We start from the raw sequence: 19,842 nt of genomic DNA, 5'->3' as shown, positions 1-19,842 counted from the left end.
GGTGAATGCGCAAAGCGAAAATCAGGTACGGTTCCTCTTTCTGTTGTCGAGGAACACGCATAATTTATGAAGCCGATTTTTAGCAGGGGGCCTTCCCTGCAACTACGACTTTTTTTGGCGGTGATCGTGGCCATTGGCCTGATCGTTGCCGATAGCCGTCTCGGTACGTTCGTGAAAATACGTAACTACATGGACACGGCCGTCAGCCCTTTCTATTTTTTGGCCAATGGGCCACGTAAAGTTTTGGACAGCGTTTCAGAAACGCTGGCTACCCGCCAACAGCTGGAGCTGGAAAACCGGGCTCTGCGGCAGGAACTGCTGCTGAAAAACAGCGATATTCTTCTTCTTGGCCAATTCAAGCAGGAAAACGCCCGCTTGCGTGAGCTGTTAGGCTCGCCGCTGCGCCAGGACGAACACAAAATGGTCACTCAGGTGATCTCGACCGGCTCGGATCCTTACAGCGATCAGGTAGTGATCGACAAAGGATCGGATAACGGCGTTTATGAAGGCCAGCCGGTCATCAGTGATAAAGGCGTAGTGGGCCAGGTGGTGGCGGTGGCTAAAGTCACCAGCCGCGTGTTGCTGATCTGCGATGCTTCACATGCGCTGCCAATTCAGGTGCTGCGCAACGATATCCGGGTGATCGCCGCAGGCAGCGGCTGTGCCGACGATTTACAGCTTGAACATCTGCCGAACAATACCGATATCCGCGTGGGTGATGTGCTGGTCACATCCGGCCTTGGTGGTCGCTTCCCTGAAGGCTATCCGGTGGCGGTGGTGTCCTCGGTCAAAGTGGATAATCAGCGCGCCTATACCGTGATTCAGGCTCGACCAACCGCAGGGTTACAGCGCTTGCGCTATCTGCTGCTGCTGTGGGGGGCCGATCGTAACGGCGACATGCCGTTGCCGCCCGATGAAGTTCATCGCGTCGCCAATGAGCGTCTGATGCAGATGATGCCGCAGGTTCTGCCGCCGGCTGATGCGGTGGGGCCGCAACTGCCTCTGCCTGCTCCGGCAACCGGGGCCGCGGTACAAACCGCCGCTCCTGCTGCGGGAGTCACGCAATGAATCGTTACCGCAGCAACGGGCGCTGGATAATCTGGCTATCATTCCTGGTGGCGCTGGTGCTGCAAATCATGCCGTGGCCGGAACAGATCTACATGTTCCGTCCCTCCTGGCTGGCTTTGATCCTGATCTACTGGGTGATGGCGCTGCCTCATCGGGTTAACGTCGGCACCGGCTTCGTGCTGGGGCTGATTATGGATCTGATCCTCGGTTCCACGCTGGGCGTACGCGCGCTGGCGTTAGGTATTATTGCCTATCTGGTGGCGTTCAAATTCCAACTGTTCCGCAATATGGCGCTCTGGCAACAGGCGCTGATCGTCGTGCTGCTGTCACTGGCGATGGACGTTGTGGTGTTCTGGGCCGAGTTTTTAGTGATCAACGTTTCTTTCCGCCCAGAGGTGTTCTGGAGTAGTGTGGTAAACGGCATCCTGTGGCCTTGGTTGTTCCTGTTGATGCGAAAAATTCGCCGTCAGTTCGCCGTACAGTAAGGGTATAACAATGACTTCGCTTTATCTGGCCTCCGGCTCTCCCCGTCGACATGAATTACTGACCCTGTTGGGCGTCCCCTTTGAAGTTATCCTGACGGATACCGAAGAGCAGCGGCAGGAAGGGGAATCCGCGGAAGCCTATGTGCGCCGTTTGGCTCAGGATAAGGCCAAAGCCGGCGTGGCGCTGGCACCGCAGGCGTGGCCGGTGCTGGGTGCCGATACCATTGTGGTGCTCAATGGCCGGGTGTTGGAAAAACCTCAGGACGAGACGCACGCGGCACAAATGCTGGCGGCGCTGTCGGGTAAACAGCATCAAGTGATGACTGCGGTGGCGATCGCCGATCGCCATGACGTTCTGTGCCAACTGGTGGTGACGGACGTGACATTCCGCAACCTGTCACAGCAGGATATCTGCGACTATATTGCTACGGGCGAGCCGATGGATAAAGCGGGCGCCTACGGAATTCAAGGAAAGGGTGGTTGTTTCGTCAGAACGATAACCGGGAGTTATCATGCGGTGATGGGCCTGCCGTTAGTCGAAACACATGAGCTGCTCAGTAATTTTGTCGCATTACGTGATGTAAGAACCGGTTGATGGGCGCTGCCATTATCGACCGGCTCTGAGGAGAAGGCATGACAGCTGAGCTACTGGTTAATATCACACCGTCTGAAACGCGGGTTGCCTATATTGATGGCGGCATCCTGCAAGAGATCCATATCGAACGCGAATCCAAGCGCGGCATCGTCGGCAATATTTATAAAGGGCGCGTAAGCCGCGTGTTGCCGGGCATGCAGGCGGCATTCGTCGATATCGGCCTGGATAAAGCGGCCTTCCTGCACGCTTCCGATATCATGCCGCACACGGAATGTGTCGCCGGCGATGAGCAGAAAAATTTCCACGTGCGTGACATTGCCGAACTGGTGCGCCAGGGACAGGATCTGATGGTTCAGGTGGTGAAAGATCCGCTCGGTACCAAGGGCGCACGCCTGACCACCGACATCACTTTGCCTTCGCGTTACCTGGTGTTTATGCCAGGGGCGGCGCACGTTGGCGTTTCGCAGCGTATAGAAAGTGAAGCCGAGCGCGATCGCCTGAAAAAAGCGGTGGCCGGTTACTGTGATGAGCTGGGCGGCTTTATCATCCGCACCGCGGCTGAAGGCATTGGCGAAGAAGAGTTGGCGCAGGACGCCGCTTTCCTCAAACGCCTGTGGACCAAGGTGATGGAGCGTAAAAAACGCAACCAGACCAAATACAAATTATACGGTGAGCTGGCGTTGGCGCAGCGCATTTTGCGTGACTTCGCCGGCGCGGCGCTGGACCGGATCCGCGTGGATTCCCGCCTGACCCACGACCTGCTGGTGGAGTTTACCGGTGAGTACATCCCGGATATCACCGCCAAGCTGGAGCTGTACACCGGCAGCCAGCCAATCTTCGATCTGTACGACGTCGAAAACGAGATACAGCGTGCGCTGGAGCGTAAGGTCGAGCTGAAGTCCGGCGGTTATCTGATCATCGATCAGACCGAGGCGATGACGACCGTGGATATCAATACCGGCGCCTTTGTCGGCCACCGCAATCTCGACGAAACCATCTTCAATACCAATATCGAAGCGACCCAGGCCATTGCCCGCCAACTGCGGCTGCGCAACTTGGGCGGCATTATCATCATTGACTTCATTGATATGAATAATGAAGAACATCGCCGTCGGGTGTTGCATTCGCTGGAGCTGGCGCTGAGTAAAGATCGGGTAAAAACCACGATCAACGGCTTCTCTCAGCTAGGCTTAGTGGAAATGACGCGTAAACGTACGCGGGAAAGCATTGAACATGTGCTGTGTAACGATTGTCCTACCTGTCAGGGACGCGGCACGGTGAAAACAGTGGAAACCGTGTGCTACGAAATTTTGCGTGAAATTGTGCGCGTGCACCATGCTTATGATTCAGATCGTTTCCTGGTTTACGCCTCCGCGGCGGTGGGTGAGGCGCTGAAAAGCGAAGAGTCCCATGCGCTGGCCGAAGTGGAAATCTTTGTGGGCAAGCAGGTGAAGGTACAAATCGAACCTTTATACAGCCAGGAACAATTTGACGTTGTCATGATGTAGTTCGCCCGTTGGTGGCTAAAGTCAGACATGAGTGGGGCTCAGCATACTGAGCCCCATCGTGCATAGATATTCCCGTTGCCAGGCAGCGGAAGCAAGGAGAACTGCGTGAGGCGACTGCCTGGGATTTTGTTAGCTACAGGCGCCACTCTGATTGTCATCGTGGCGTTGCTGATCAGCGGGCTGCGTCTGGCGCTGCCTGAACTGAACAACTATCGCCCTCAATTACTGGCAAAGGTTGAAAGCCTCTCCGGCGTGCCCGTACAGGTCGATTTCATCCAGGGCAGTTGGGAAACTTTTGGCCCACAGCTTGAAATGCGCAACGTGCGCGCCACGCTGCCCAAAAGCAATCTGAAGATTGAACGCGTGACCTTGGCGCTGGACGTGTGGCAATCGCTGCTGCATTTGCGCTGGCAGTTCCGCGATCTTACCTTTCACCAACTCCAGTTCGATCTTAACACCACGCTGGGCGGCGATGAGCACCAGGGTAGCACCATCGAACCGGGTAAAATCACCGATTTGCTGCTGCATCAGCTGGATCATTTCGACCTGCGCGACAGCCGCATCTCATTCCTGACGCCCGCCGGCGCGCGTGCCGAATTCGAAATCCCGCAGTTGACCTGGCTGAACGGCCGCGATCGTCACCGGGCAGAAGGGCAGATCAGCCTGTCGACGCTGAACGGTCAGCATGGTGTGGTGCAACTGCGCATGGATCTGCGTGATAACCAAGGGCTATTGAATACCGGCACTGTCTATATGCAGGCCGACAATATCGATATGAAGCCCTGGTTCACCCGTTGGCTGCGTGCCAATACCGGGCTGGAAAGCGCAGACTTCAGTCTGGCGGCCTGGCTGCAGATCCAAAATGGTGAAATCGCCACCGGCAGTGCATTACTGAAACAGGGGGCGGCCAACTGGAACGTGGGGACTCAAGCTCATCGGCTCGACGTGGACAACCTGGCGCTGACGCTCAGCCGTCAGGGTACCGGCTGGCAGGTGGACGTTCCGCAGTTGAACCTGGCCACCGACGGTCAGGCCTGGCCACAGGGTAAGCTGTCTGCGCTGTGGTTGCCGGAAAACACCGAGTTCCTGGGCCCAGGGCAAACCGAAGAGCTGCGCGTGCGCGCCACTGACATTCAGCTTGAGCGCCTGGCCGCGCTACTGCCGACCTTCTCTTTCCTCAGCCCGGACGTGTTGGATCGCTGGAACGATCTGCAGCCGCAAGGCAAGGTCAACGCGCTGGCGTTGGATATCCCGCTGAAACAACCGGAAAAAACGCGTTTCCAGGCCCTTTGGCAGGATGTCAGCTGGCAGCACTGGAAACTGTTGCCCGGCGTGAATCACTTCTCCGGCGCACTGAGTGGCGGTGTGGAAAATGGTCGTCTGCAGCTTGATCTCAATAACAGCACCTTGCCGTATGGCGATATGTTCCGGGCACCTCTGGAAATCAGCAGCGCGCGAGGGGCTCTGACCTGGCAGAATAATGACCAGGGCTGGGAACTGGCGAGCCAAAACCTGGATGTGAAAGCCAAATCGCTGTGGGTTAACGGTGACTTCCGCTATCAGCAGCCGGCCAAAGGCGAGCCGTGGCTGAATATTCTGGCGGGTATCCGTCTGTACGATGGCGCGGACGCCTGGCGCTACTTCCCTGAGCCCCTGATGGGCAAGCATCTGGTGGATTACCTCAGCGGCGCCATCCAGGGTGGGCAGGTGGATAACGCCACGCTGATCTACAACGGCGATCCGCAGCATTTCCCATACCGCAAAAACGAAGGTCAGTTTGAGGTGTTTGTCCCGCTGCGTCATTCCACCTTCCAGTTCCAACCGGATTGGCCGGCGTTGACCGATCTGGCTATCGATCTCGACTTCGCCAATGAAGGGCTGTGGATGAATGCTCCGCAAACCAAATTGGGTAAAGTCGATGGCAAAAATGTCAGCGCCGTCATTCCGGACTACCTGAAAGAGCGTTTGTTGGTGGATGCCGAGGTCGCGGGCCAGGGGGGGGAAATCCATGACTATTTCAAACAGACTCCGCTGCACGATTCATTGGGCTCGGCCCTGGACGAACTGCAGATTGGTGGTAATGTCAGTGGGCGCTTACACCTCGATATTCCCTTGAACGGCGAGCTGGTGCGCGCCACCGGTGAAGTTGCACTGAACAATAACTCACTGTTGGTGAAGCCTATCGACAGTGAGCTGCAAAAGGTCAGCGGCAAGTTCCGTTTTGATAACGGCAACCTGAGCAGCGATACCCTGTCTGCCAATTGGTTTGGACAGCCGGTGGCGGTGGATTTCAACACTCAGGAAGGGAAAAACGATTACAAGGTCAACGTTGGCCTGAAAGCTGACTGGCAGCCGGGCAAATTCCCTGGCATCCCGCAGGAAGTGAGCGATGCACTGAGCGGCAGCGCCCCTTGGCAAGGCCAAGTGGCTATTGTCTTGCCTCATCAGGGCGCGGCCAGCTATGACATTGGCGTTGATGCGGACCTTAAGAAAGTAAGTAGTCACTTACCTTCGCCATTAGATAAACCGGCGGGTGAGCCATTGCCGCTGAGCGTAAAAGTGAAAGGTGGCCTGAATGGATTCATGCTGACCGGCAGTGCTGGCAAACAAAACAAATTCAACAGCGAATGGACCTTCGCCAAACAGCAGGTCACGCTGGCACGGGCGGCCTGGCAAACCGCTGGTAGTGGAACCCCACCGTTACCGAACGGAAAATCGCTGACGCTGAACCTGCCGCCGCTGGACGGTGAGAAATGGCTGGGCCTGATGGCACCGGCGCTGAAACAAAGTGGCGGTATGGGCAAGGTGGGCGGATTTAACTTCCCGACCACCGTCGCACTAAAAACGCCACAGCTGCTGCTAGGCGGTCAGGCGTGGCATAAGTTGACGCTGTCGGCAGAGAAGCAGCTGGGGGCCACGCTGGTCAGCGCCAAGGGCGATGAGGTTGATGGCAGTTTACGGGTGGCGGACCGGGGGCCGTGGCGCGCCGATATCAATTATCTCTATTACAACCCGCAGTTTGACGCCGCTAAGAGCACTCCGACGGCGACCGCAGCTGCGCAGGTGGCCGCAGACAAGGTTTCCTTCCGCGACTGGCCGTCGCTGATGCTGCGCTGTAAGTCGTGCTGGGTGATGGGGCAGAACCTCGGCAAGGTTGAGGCGGATTTAACCAATCAGGGGGATACCCTCCTGCTGACGCACGGGTTAGTCGATACCGGCAAAGGGCGCATGACCGCCAGCGGTTTATGGAAACAGAATGCCCAGGAAGAGCGCAGCTCGCTGAAAGGTAAACTGCTGGGTGCCAAAATTGATGAAACTGCGGCTTTCTTTGGCATCACCACGCCGCTGAAAGGTGCACCTTATGACGTCGATTTCGATCTCTACTGGCGCGGCCAGCCGTGGAAACCGCAGTTGAACACCTTGAGTGGCGCGCTGAAAATTAATATGGGCAAGGGCGAAATCGACAGCATGGGCGGCGGTCGTGCCGGCCAGCTGTTGCGTCTGGTGAGCTTCGATGCCCTGTTACGCAAGCTACAGTTCGATTTCAGCGATACCTTTGGCAAAGGCTTCTACTTTGACTCCATCCGCAGCACCTCGTGGTTGAAAGATGGCATAATGCATACCGATAACCTTTTGGTTGACGGGCTGGCAGCGGATATTGCCATGAGCGGGCAAATTGACCTGGCGCGTCGGCAGATTGATATGGAAGCGGTGGTGGCGCCGGAAATTTCAGCCACCGTCGGCGTGGCGACGGCATTCGTGATTAACCCGATTGTCGGTGCTGCGGTGTTTGCCGCGTCCAAAGTGCTGGGGCCGCTGTGGAACAAGATTTCGCTGATTCGTTACCATATCGGCGGCAGCCTGGATCAGCCGAAGATCAATGAGGTGTTGCGTAAGCCAAAGGAGGATAAGGCGTCATGAGAAATGCTAACGTTGCGTTGTTACAGTTGTGCAGTGGCGATCGGGTGCGTGACAACCTGGCCCAGATTGAACAGCAGATTAAGCAGCTCAATGCCGGGGTAAAACTGGTAATGACGCCGGAGAATGCGCTGCTGTTCGCCAACTCTGCGGCCTATCGTGAGCATGCGGAGCAACAGGGCGACGGGCCGTTGCAAAACGCGGTGCGTGAAATGGCGCGACGCTATGGCGTGTGGTTGCTGGTCGGTTCCATGCCGCTGGTCAGCCGCGAAAATCCTGCGCTTATCACTACCAGCAGCCTGCTGTTTGACGATCAGGGCGAGATCCGGGCGCGTTACGACAAACTGCACATGTTCGACGTGGACATTAACGACTCCCACGGCCATTATCGTGAGTCGGACACCTATCAACATGGCCAACAGCTCACGGTAGTGGATACCCCGGTCGGTCGGCTTGGCATGACCATCTGCTACGATTTGCGCTTCCCGGCGCTGTTCCAGGCGTTGCGAGCGCAGGGCGCTGAACTGATTTCCGTGCCTGCAGCCTTTACTCGCGTGACCGGCGAAGCGCACTGGGAAATACTGCTGCGCGCAAGGGCGATTGAAAACCAGTGTGTGATCCTGGCGCCGGCGCAGGTCGGCAGCCATGGCCCGACTCGCCGCACCTGGGGCCACTCGCTGGCGGTAGACGGTTGGGGCAAGGTGCTGGCTGAAAACGCGGATGCGGTCTCGGCGTTGAAAGTGCGGGTTGACACTACCGGCCTCAAAACGATTCGTGAGCAGATGCCGGTGTTGCAACACAACAGATTCCAGATGTCGCTGACGGCGCCGTTTGAAAAAAAACTCCTCCATTAAAGAGTGAAAAAATTATGAGCCTGACGTTTGTCAGTGAGCAGTTACTTGCTGCGAATAAGTTGAGCCACCAAGACCTGTTTTCCGTCCTGGGGCAACTGGCAGAACGCCGCCTCGATTATGCCGATCTCTATTTCCAGTCGAGCTACCATGAAGCCTGGGTGATTGAAGACGGCATTATCAAGGATGGTTCTTACAATATCGATCAAGGGGTCGGGGTGCGCGCCGTCAGCGGCGAAAAAACCGGCTTCGCCTATGCCGATCAGATCACCCTGAACGCTTTGCAGCAGAGCGCTCAGGCGGCGCGCAGCATCGTACGTGACAAGGGCAACGGCCAGGTACATACCCTGGGCGAAATCAGCCATAAGGCGCTGTACCCGCTGCTTGATCCGCTGCAAAGCCTGCCGCGTGAAGAAAAAATTGCCTTGCTGCATCGCGTTGATAAGGTGGCCCGCGCTACCGATAAGCGCGTACAGGAAGTCAGCGCCAGTATCACCGGCGTATATGAGCAGATCCTGGTCGCGGCTACCGACGGCACCCTGGCGGCGGACGTGCGCCCCTTAGTGCGTTTGTCCGTCAGCGTGCTGGTGGAACAAGACGGCAAGCGTGAGCGCGGCTCCAGCGGCGGCGGCGGTCGTTTTGGCTATGATTATTTCCTGGAAATCGTCGAGGGTGACGTTCGCGCCGATGCCTACGCCAAAGAGGCGGTGCGCATGGCGTTGATCAACCTGTCTGCCGTTGCGGCGCCGGCGGGCAATATGCCGGTGGTGTTGGGCGCAGGCTGGCCAGGCGTACTGCTGCATGAGGCGGTAGGCCACGGCCTGGAAGGTGACTTCAACCGTCGCGGTACGTCGGTGTTCAGTGGTCAGATGGGCCAACTGGTGGCTTCCGAGCTTTGCACCGTAGTGGATGACGGTACTCTGCAAGGGCGTCGTGGGTCACTGGCTATCGATGACGAAGGCGTACCGGGTCAGTACAACGTGCTGATTGAGAACGGCATCCTGAAAGGCTACATGCAGGATAAGCTAAATGCGCGCCTGATGGGCGTTGCACCGACCGGTAACGGCCGCCGCGAGTCTTATGCGCACCTGCCAATGCCGCGCATGACCAATACCTACATGCTGGCGGGTAAGTCGACGCCGGAAGAGATCATCGCCAGCGTCGAGTACGGGCTGTATGCGCCTAACTTCGGCGGCGGTCAGGTGGACATCACTTCGGGCAAGTTCGTGTTCTCCACCACCGAAGCCTATTTGATTGAAAATGGCCGCATCACCAAACCGGTGAAAGGCGCTACGCTGATTGGCTCCGGTATCGAGGCGATGCAGCAGATTTCAATGGTCGGCAACGATCTGGCGCTGGATAAAGGCGTTGGTGTATGTGGCAAAGAGGGGCAAAGCCTGCCGGTGGGCGTCGGCCAACCGACCCTGAAGCTGGACACCCTGACCGTTGGCGGTACCGCGTAACCGTCTCCTGGGGCCGGATCCCGGCCCCTATCAAACGCCATTTTGCGGCCTGCATCGCATTAACGGCAATGAGTTGGCTTTGCTTAAATTAAGAGCGATCCACTGTTTTTCCCAGCCTCAGTAAATCAATAAATTAGATTTAACTATTTGAAGCTATTTTCTGCGGTTTTCCCTAAGAGCTTTCTGTATCGATTGCCCTAATTGCCTCTCCAGCTAATGATTCACAGCTTGTTACATTCTTCCTTCCGTCGTTAAAATGCTGAAAAAACACACGGATGATCTTCTGAATGGATTCAGTGACTCAACGGCTTTCGACAGCTTTGCTGTGCATTTTCTTTTCCTCCGCGGCGGGCGCTAACCTGCTTAGCCCGGCAGATCGTGACACCATTCAACAACAGCAGCGCGAATTGCTGGAGCAAAACCAGCAGCAGCGGCAGGAGCTGCAACGTAGCCTGACGCCGGCCTTGCCGACCCCTGCAACACCCAACGCCAACGCTGGCGGACCTTGTTTTAGCATCACCCATATCCGGCTGGAAGGCGCGGCTCATCTGCCCGCCAGTGCACAACGTAAACTCACGCAGCCTTATCTGCAGCAATGTCTGAATCTGGGCCAAGTCCAGACGCTGGTGCAGCAGATCTCCGATTGGTATATCAACCGTGGCTATATCACCAGCCGCGCATTCCTGACCGAACAGGATCTGTCGCGCGGCGAGCTGCGGTTGCTGGTGCTGGAGGGCAAGCTGGAGAACGTTCTGCTGGAGCAACGAGACGATCGCATGCTGAAAATGGCCTTCCCGGGCCTGCAGGGCAATATTCTTAATCTGCGTGATATCGAACAAGGCATGGAACAGATCAACCGACTGCGTCAGCAGCCGGTACAGATAGAAATTCTGCCGGGTAGCCGGCCGGGTTACTCGGTGGTCAATCTGAGCGCCAAACCTGAGTTTCCTCTGACGCTGGGGGCAGGGTTTGACAACAGCGGGCAAAAAAGTACCGGTGCCGGTCAGATCAACGGATCGCTGACCGGCAATAACCTGCTGGGGCTGGCGGATCAATGGTTTGTCGCCGGTGCCCGTAGCAGCGATTTTGCCAACGATCACAATGCGCGCAGCGTGCAGGCCGGCCTCAGCTTGCCTTACGGCTACTGGACGTTGGATTACAACTATTCCTACAGCGACTACCTGGCTACCCTCAACAACCAGGGCTTTGACTGGCGTTCCAGCGGTGACAGCCAGACCCATCGGTTGGGCGTTTCGCGGGTGTTGTTCCGTGACGGCGAAATGAAAACCGGCCTGTCGCTGGGGGTCACGCACCGCATCAATCGCAATTATCTCAATGACACCCGGCTGGAAAGCAGCAGCCGCAAACTGACCAGCGTGACGCTGGGTGTTAGCCACAGCCAAAAGCTGTTGGGCGGTTTCGCCACCCTGAACCCGGCTTACAGCCGCGGGGTGCCGTGGCTCGGGGCAGAGAACGACAGCGGCAAAATCAAGGAAGCCCCTCGCGCCGAATTTCATAAACTTTCGCTTTCCGGCAGCTACTACCTGCCGCTGGCGCAAGATTGGACTTACCTCACCAGCCTGTACAGCCAGTGGAGCAATCACCGCTTATACGGGAGCGAACGTCTGACCATCGGTGGTGAGAGCTCTGTACGTGGTTTCAAGGAGCAGTATCTTTCCGGTGACAAGGGCGGCTACTGGCGTAATGAAGTTAACCGGGCGCTGGTGACCTTGCCGTACGTCGGCAGTATTAACGCCATGGCGGCGGTAGACGGCGGCTATCTGCACCGTGACGCGCTGGATGCCAATGCCTCGGGGACGCTGTGGGGCGGCGCCCTGGGCCTGGGGAGCCGTAGCCGCTATTTCAGCAGTCAACTGACCGTCGGCTGGCCACTGGCTTACCCGGATGGAATGAAACCGGATCGTGTTTCGGTCTATTACCGGGTCAATATCGTTATTTAACGCTAACGCACAGGAAGGTTTCAAGGATGAAAAATATTGATAATCAAAACCTTAATACCACGCAGCGCCTGCTGAGCTATACCCTGTGCACATTGCTGGCGGGGCAACCGTTGCTGCCTGTACTGGCCGAGGGCATTAACGTAGCCGAAGGCAATACCCGAGTGGATCAGGCCGCCAATGGTGTGCCGGTGATCAATATCGCCACGCCGAACCAGGCTGGTATTTCGCATAACAAATACAACGATTTCAACGTTGGCAAAGAGGGGACGATCCTCAACAACGCCACTGGCCAGCTCAATCAGAGCCAGCTTGGCGGGCTGATCCAGAACAACCCCAACCTGCAGGCCGGCGGGGAAGCGCAGGGCATCATCAATGAGGTGGTGGCACCGAACCCCTCACAGCTGCGCGGTTACCTGGAGGTCGCGGGCAAGCAGGCCAGCGTGATGGTAGCCAACCCCTATGGCATCACCTGCGACGGCTGCGGTTTTATCAATACCCCCAACGCGACGCTGACGACCGGCAAGCCGGTGCTGGGTGCTGACGGCAAGCTGCAGGCGTTGGAAGTCACCCAGGGGGCAATCACCATTCAGGGTAACGGGCTGGACGCCGGCAAGAGCGAAAAATTTGCCTTGATCGCCCGCGCAACCGAGATTAACGCGCAACTGCACGCCAAGGACCTCAGCATCACGCTCGGGGCCAACCGGGTAGATGCTACCGGCAAGGCCACGGCGATTGAAGGCAGTAGCGACGCGCCCAAGGTGGCGATTGATACTGGTGCGCTTGGTGGCATGTACGCCAACCGTATCCACCTGGTCTCCAGTGAAAAAGGCGTTGGGGTCAACCTCGGTAACCTCAACGCGCGTGAGGGCGATATTCAATTGGATGCCAATGGGCAACTGCGGCTGAATAATACGCTGGCAGAGGGGAGCCTGAATGCTACGGCGGCAGGAATGACGCTGAGCGGCAACCATAAGGCCGGCCAGGCGATGAGCCTGAACAGCCGGGGTGAACTGGCCCTGGACAAGGCCGCGTTGAACGCCAAAGGCGATATGCAGCTTACCGCCGCAGGCAAATTGCAGGCAGGCAAAGCCAGTACTGATGGCAAACTGCAGTTGACCGCAGGCAGCCTGAGCAGCGTTAAAGACAGCAGCCTGACTGCCGAAGGTGACATCAATATGACGCTTAACGGTGACGGCGACTGGCAGGGCGTTCTGACCGCCGGGCGCGATCTGCACCTGCAAGCCAATAACCTCAGCAGCAGCGGCCAGCTGGCCGCCAACCGCGACAGCCACATTCAGACACGGGGCCTGGACAACAGCGGGCGAATACAGGCACAGGGCACGCAGACGCTGATCGGCGAACGGCTCGATAACCGGGGGCAGTTGCAAGCGGGCGGTGTTCAGCGGATTACGGCCAAAAGCGTCGATAACCAGGGGGCCATCGGGGCCAGGCAGCACCTTGAGCTGCGGGTGCGCGACAAGGTTAACGTGGCAGGTTCCCTGTCTGCAGATGGCCTCTTAACCGTACAGGCCGGGGAATTCTTGCTGGCGGGCAGCGCCAGCGGCAAACAGGGCATCACCCTCAACGGCGGCATACTGAGCACAGTTGCAGGCTCATCGCTGCTGAGTGATAGCGATATTGTCATTCAGGCTAATGACGTGCGGTTGGGTGGGCTGCTTTCCAGCGAACTCGCCCTGACGATGGACAGCCAGAATTTGTCGACCACCGCAGGCGCCCGCACCCAGGCCAAACAGGGCATGGCGTTAAAAATTACGCAGGATGCGCAGTTGGCGGGCGTGTTTAACACCTTGGGGAATTTGAACTTTTCCGCTGCGACGGCCGATAACAGCGGCCAAATCAACGCACTTAACATTGACTGGCGCGGTGGTTCACTGCGCCAGCGAGGGCATCTGCAGGCCGATAATGGCTTCACGCTGAAGGTAAATCGGCTCGATCAACAAGGCGAACTGCTGGCCGGCAAACGGCTGACGGTGAATGGCACTACCCTGATCAACAGCGGGCAGATCGGCGCCTCCGGAGTGGAACTGAGCTTTAGTGAAAAGGTGGACAACCAGGGCAAGCTGGTGGCGGACAATACGCTGACGTTAAAGGCTCCAACGTTGAACAATACCGGCACCCTCGCGGCCAACAGCATGAAGCTCACGGCGCAAGACGTGGAGAACAGTGGGCTGATACAGGCCAAGGGGTTGGCGGAGATTACAGCAAAAGATCTGCAAAACCGCGTGGCAGGGCGAGTGCTGGCCGGGGGGGCGTTGGCGCTGCAGGGGGAACAGTTGAATAACGCCGGTAAGCTACAGGGACAGAACATTGATATCGGCGTACAAGGTTGGGCCAACACTGGCAGTACCCTGGGGGAAAATGGGCTGACGGCAACGGTTGAACAGACATTGCACAACAGTGGGCAAGTGCTGAGCCAGGGGCCACTGAAACTGACGGCTGCCACGCTGAAAAACGACGGCAAGGTATTGAGCGAAGGCGCATTACAGCTTTCGGCCGACAGCATCAGCAATCAGGGGGAAGCGCAGGGTGCGGCGACCACCGTCACGGCCAACACGGTGAACAACAGCGGCAATCTGATTGGTCTACGGCAGTTGGCGTTGCAGTTGCAAAAGGATCTGAACAACACAGTAAGCGGCAAGTTGCTCAGCGAAGGGGAACTGACGGTAGGGGCGGCGACAGTCGAAAACGACGGAGTATGGCAGGGCGACAGCATCAGGCTGGCGGCTCAGCAGTTGGATCATAAAGGCGTGTTGCAGGCGGGCACGGGAGGGGTCCATTTGGATCTCAGTGACAGCCTCAAGACGGAAACCAGCAGCAAGATCTTCTCCAGTGGGAAAACGGATCTGACGGCGCAGACCTTGAACAATCAGGGCCATGTACAGACGGGCGAGTTGACGTTAAAAGCCGCTGAACTGACCAACACCGGCAGGCTGCAGGGGCAGAAAAATCTGGAGGCCAAGCTGAGTGGCATATTCCATAACCTGGCTGGTGGCACGGTGCGCAGCCTGGGAACCCTGCGGGTAGAGGCGGCAGAGCTAAACAACGCTGGGGATCTGCAGGGAGATGGCGGCAGCGTATTGCGGTTGGATCGCCAGTTGATCAACTCAGGCAAAATGATCGTCGGCGGCGCACTGGATCTTCAAGCGCCTTCGCTGAATAACCTCGGCTGGCTGCAGGCCAATAGCCTGACGTTCAGGGGCACCCGGTTGGATAACAGCGGCACATTGAGCGGTATCGGAGATACCCGGTTTACGCTCGATGTTCTGAATAATATGGGAACCCTGCAGGGCGGCAATTTAACGCTGCAGACAGGCAGCCTGGATAATACCGGCACGCTATTGGCGACAAGCCAGATGAGCGTTAACGCGCGGCAGATTGATAACCACCAGAACGGCAAGCTGTTCAGCGGTGGCGATGCGACATTGGTGAGCAGCCTGCTGAATCAGTACGGTCAACTGGTGGCGCTGGGCAATATTACGCTGACGTTAAAGGAAGCCTTCACCCAGAATGGCACTTTGGCGGCAGGTAAAAAGCTGACCCTGAGCAGCGACGGCGATGTTGTGCTGCTGGGTACCCTCCAGGGCCAGAGCATCGATGTGCGTAGCGCTGGCCAACTGACCCATGCCGGTACCCTGCGCGGCGGAAGCGGCGACGTGCGGATCGAAGCCGCCGGCATCACGCAAACCAGCACCGCCAGTCTGCAGTCGGGTGGCTGGGTACAGTTGCTGAGCCGTGGCGACATCAATAATAACGGGTTTATCGGTACCGCCGGCAATTTGCTGCTGAGCGCGGCTAACCATCTGCTCAACATCGGCATGTTGTACGGCGGTGGCGATGTGCAACTGTTGGCGGAACGTATCACTAACCAGCGTGGCGACGTCCTGGCGGGCAACAACCTGTGGATGCAAAAAGACGCGGCCGGCAATGCCAACAGTGAGATCGTCAACACCTCCGGCACCATCGAGACCGAAAATGGCAATATTCAGATCAACACCGCGCATTTGCTCAATCAGCGTGATGGCTGGTCGGTGAGCACCGAAAAGCAGACGACGGCGAAAGATCCGCTGTGGAATGGCCAGACGCTGGTCAATATGAAACTGGGGGATTTGGCTGAAAGCGAGCTCGGTTATTACATCAAAACGGTGCGCACCGGCGGCAGCATGGGGCATGGCAACGGTTCCGTTGATGATTACTATTATTTAGCGCCTAAAGCGCCTGCCGTTGATAAAAAGATCCTGGTTGAATCCTCCAGCGTAACCGTCACTGCGAACGGGGGCGCTGGGCGAATTGCCGCAGGAAAGGACATTGTCGGCACCATTACGCGTTTTGACAATATTGCCAGCGACATGCTGGCCAATGGTGATATTTCGCTGGGTGGTGGCTCGCTGAATAATGAGAGCACCCAGGCAGGAAGCCAGAATAAATACCTGAATTACCGTTATGACGGCGAAATCGCACAGTATGATTTCGACAAGCACCGCTCGTTGGCTGACTTCAAAAAGAGCGGCAATTACATCCGTGATAACGTCAATACCCCCATTCAGTACCGCTTAACCGGACAGCCAGAGTACCAGAACGAAAACACCGCTGTTTATCGCAGCGTGATCCAGGCCGGTGGTGCCGTTAACGTCCGTTTTACCGACGATATCAGCAACAGCATGGTGACACCGAACGCCGGCAGCCTGAGCCATACCCTGGCTAGACCAACGTTGGACAGCCTGCAGCAGCCGGAGGCTATCAGCGGTGTTCAACAGCAGGATCTGGCGGCGGATCAGAGCGTTGCCTTCGGTTCAGCGGAGTGGAAAGATAACCTGCAGGCGGCCCTGGGCTCGCTGGGTAATAACGCCGTAGCCTTGGCGGACTACCCACTGCCGGGCGGGGATAGCGGCAGTTTTGTCGTCAGCGCGGATCCCAATAGCCCATACCTGATCACCACCAACCCGAAACTGGACGGCCTGGGGCAGTTGGATAACAGCCTGTTCAACGATCTCTACGCCATGCTGGGCCAACAGCCGGGTGCCGCTCCGCGTGAAAACGACCGCCGTTTTACCGATGAAAAACAGTTTATCGGTTCGGCCTACTTCCTCGATCGGCTGCGACTTAATCCGGACTACGACTATCGGTTCCTGGGGAATGCGGCGTTCGATACCCGCTATATCAGCAACGCCATGCTCAGCCAGACCGGCAAGCGCTATCTCAACGGTATCGGCTCCGATTTGGCGCAGATGCAGCAGTTGATCGACAACGCCGCACAAGCGCAGAGCGGCCTGAACTTGCAGTTTGGCGTTAGCCTGACGCCGGGCCAGGTTGCGCAGTTGGATAAAAGCATCGTCTGGTGGGAGAAGGTAACGATCAACGGCCAGACGGTGTTGGCGCCAAAACTCTATTTGGCCAAAGGTGACGCAGCCCAGCTCAACGGCAGCGTGATCACCGGCAATATCGTTAACCTGAACGGCGGCAGTATTCGTAATGACGGCAGCTCGCTACAAGGTGGTGAACGGCTCAACGTTAATAGTAAAACGGTTATCAGCAACCTTAACCAGGGGCTGTTCGACGCCGACGGCAATTTGCAGCTCAGCGCCATTGGCGATATCAGCAATATCGGCTCGACCATCAGCGGCAAGCGGGTCGCGATTGAAAGTCTGGATGGCAGCATTATCAATAAAACTCAGGCTCGCCAGTGGGATGCCACAGGGACTCAGGGCGGCCAGACGTTGTCCCTGTCGCGTACAGAAGTTGGCGATACTGCTGTCATCAGCGCAGAAGATGCGTTGATCATGCGTGCCGACAAAAATATCGATGTTATCGGCGCGAGGATCGCCTCTGATGGCACGATGAATCTGCAGGCGACGGGTGATATCAACCTGCTTGTTAATCGCACGGAATCCATTGATAAAACCAGTAATAGCGAGCGCATCAGCAGCGGTGCCGATCGCAGCATCATCACCAGTAGTGGGAATATGACGCTACATGCCGAGCGTGATTTGAACTCGCAGGGGGCGGTGTTGGTGGGCGACAGCGACATCCTACTGAGTGGCAAGCGAGACGTAAATCTTAACAGCGTGGAAAACCGGGAGTATCAGGCAAGCCACGGCGGCGGCCAGCAGCGGGTGAAGGAGTCCATACGCCAACAGGTCACCGAAATCGCCGGCGGCAGTTTGCGCGTTGATGCTGGCCAGGATGCCATCTTCGAGGGTACGCAGGCACAGGTAAGTGGAGATTTGGTGGTTAACGCCGACCGTAATATCGTGGTGGACAGCGTAGCTGAAAGTGACTACAGCTTCTTCGAAGAGACTAAGGTCAAAAAAGGATTTATGTCCAAAACCACCACCCATACGGTGGAGGAGGACTACGCGACTCATGAGAAAGGAACGGTACTGAGTGGCGACAACGTTTTACTCAACGCCGGTAACGACCTGACAGTACGGGGCTCGACGGTAGTGGGGGACGGCCAGGTCACATTAAAGGCCGATAATAACATCGATATTTTTGCCGCCACCGAGGAGCAATCCCTTTACCGGCTGAACGAGAAAAAAACCAGCGGCGTGTTCAGCGGCGGCGGCATCGGCGTGACCATCGGCAGTAAATCTTCTCGTCATCAATTGAACGAAGATGGCACTACCCAAAGCCAGAGCGTCAGCACCATAGGTTCGACCGGCGGCAGCGTGGATATCGAAGCGCGCGGCAAGGTGCATATCAGTGGCGCAGATGTGATTGCGGATAAGAACCTGTCGGTGACGGGGGATAGCGTCCATATCGACCCGGGTAAGGATATTCGTCGTCGTGACGAAGCCTTCGAACAGAAACAGAGTGGCCTGAGTCTGGCGCTGTCCGGTACGGTGGGCAGTGCGATTAATAGTGCGGTGACAACGGCTCAACAGGCAAAGCAGGAGACCGACGGTCGACTGGCTGCCTTGCAGAGGGCCAAAGCGGCATTATCCGGCGTGCAGGCCGCTCAGGCGGGTCGACTGGCAAAAGTCGGCGATACCGATACTGAAGAAGGCAGCATGGTGGGGATCAGTATTTCTCTTGGCGGCCAGAAATCGTCGTCGAAACAGCATCAGGAACAAACGAGCATCGCCGGTTCAACATTCAGTGCCGGTAATAATATGCAGGTGACTGCAACCGGCAAGGGCAATACTGCTGACAGCGGTGACATTGTCGTTGTCGGCAGTCAGTTTAAAGTGGCGGGCAACACCACTCTGGCCGCCGAGCGTGACATCTTGCTGTTGGGCGCAGCCAATACTCAGAAGACCGAAGGAAGTAACAAGAGCAGCGGCGGCAATATCGGCGTCAGCATTGGTGTGGGAAAACAGACGGGATTGAGCGTCTTCGCCAATGCCAACAAAAGCCAGGGCAGTGAGCATGGTGATGGAACGTTTTGGACTGAGACGACGATAGACACCGGTGGCGTGATGTCAATGCGCAGTACCCGGGATACCCTTTTGTCAGGGGCACAAATCAGTGGCGAAAGGGTGGAGGTGGATACCGCCGGTAACCTGATAATGCAAAGCCAGCAGGATAGCGACAACTATGACGCCAAACAAAGCAGCGTCAGTGGTGGTGTCAGTGTGGCTATCTTCGGTGCTGGCGGCTCGGCGAGTCTGAGTATGAGCCGTGACAAATTGCACAGCAATTATGACAGCGTGCAGGAACAAACGGGTATATTTGCCGGCAAGGGCGGCTATGATATTAAGGTTAACCAGCATACGCAGTTGGACGGCGCGGTCATCGCCAGTACTGCCGCGCCAGAGAAAAACCGTCTTGATACCGGCACCCTGGGCTTCAGTGATATCCATAATCAGGCGGATTTCAAGGCCGAGCATCAAGGGGGCAGCATCAGCAGCGGCGGCCCGGTGGGGTCAGATCTGCTGACCAATCTGGCGGGCGCGGCCCTTTCCGGCGCGGGCAATAAAGGGCATGCAGAAGGCACGACCAAGGCTGCGGTGTCGGGCGGTAGCGTGGTTATTCG

General features: G+C 57.2%; 9 protein-coding genes. All 9 read left to right on the top strand.

All coding sequences use genetic code 11. From position 1 onward, the window contains the following. The first annotated feature begins 66 nt into the window (after positions 1–66). A complete protein-coding gene (gene mreC, locus NR114_RS12900) occupies positions 67–1,068 on the top strand; it encodes a rod shape-determining protein MreC (protein ID WP_041415027.1) in 1,002 nt (333 codons plus the stop codon). Then, positions 1,065–1,553, top strand: coding sequence for a rod shape-determining protein MreD (gene mreD / locus NR114_RS12895; RefSeq protein ID WP_012147104.1), 489 nt, complete (start codon positions 1,065–1,067; stop codon positions 1,551–1,553). The genes mreC and mreD overlap by 4 nt, the downstream gene beginning before the upstream one ends. Before the next feature lie 10 nt (positions 1,554–1,563). Beyond that, on the top strand, positions 1,564–2,148 hold the full coding sequence (locus tag NR114_RS12890) for a nucleoside triphosphate pyrophosphatase (RefSeq protein WP_020832069.1): 585 nt from the start codon (positions 1,564–1,566) through the stop codon (positions 2,146–2,148). A 38-nt stretch (positions 2,149–2,186) separates the two neighbouring features. Then, positions 2,187–3,656, top strand: coding sequence for a ribonuclease G (gene rng / locus NR114_RS12885; protein ID WP_020832068.1), 1,470 nt, complete (start codon positions 2,187–2,189; stop codon positions 3,654–3,656). 105 nt (positions 3,657–3,761) lie between these two features. Continuing rightward, positions 3,762–7,577: an AsmA2 domain-containing protein YhdP gene (yhdP, locus tag NR114_RS12880; RefSeq protein WP_256814158.1), complete on the top strand. Its 3,816-nt coding sequence runs from the start codon at positions 3,762–3,764 to the stop codon at positions 7,575–7,577. Beyond that, positions 7,574–8,428, top strand: coding sequence for a deaminated glutathione amidase (nit1, locus tag NR114_RS12875; RefSeq protein ID WP_256814156.1), 855 nt, complete (start codon positions 7,574–7,576; stop codon positions 8,426–8,428). Before yhdP ends, nit1 begins: the two co-directional genes overlap by 4 nt. A gap of 14 nt (positions 8,429–8,442) precedes the next feature. Next, positions 8,443–9,888: a metalloprotease TldD gene (gene tldD / locus NR114_RS12870; RefSeq protein ID WP_046372542.1), complete on the top strand. Its 1,446-nt coding sequence runs from the start codon at positions 8,443–8,445 to the stop codon at positions 9,886–9,888. Between the two features lie 287 nt (positions 9,889–10,175). Then, complete coding sequence (locus NR114_RS12865; protein ID WP_256814154.1) at positions 10,176–11,849, top strand: ShlB/FhaC/HecB family hemolysin secretion/activation protein; 1,674 nt, start codon at positions 10,176–10,178, stop codon at positions 11,847–11,849. A gap of 26 nt (positions 11,850–11,875) precedes the next feature. Further along, on the top strand, positions 11,876–19,842 hold a 7,967-nt coding region (locus tag NR114_RS12860), incomplete at its 3' end, for a hemagglutinin repeat-containing protein (protein ID WP_256824836.1).

Origin of the sequence: Serratia sp. Ser99 (assembly GCF_024519545.1) — a bacterium.
Taxonomy (GTDB): Bacteria; Pseudomonadota; Gammaproteobacteria; order Enterobacterales; family Enterobacteriaceae; genus Serratia; species Serratia liquefaciens.
The sequence above is the reverse complement of the archived record's forward strand: the minus strand, read 5'-3'. Positions and strand labels throughout refer to the sequence as shown.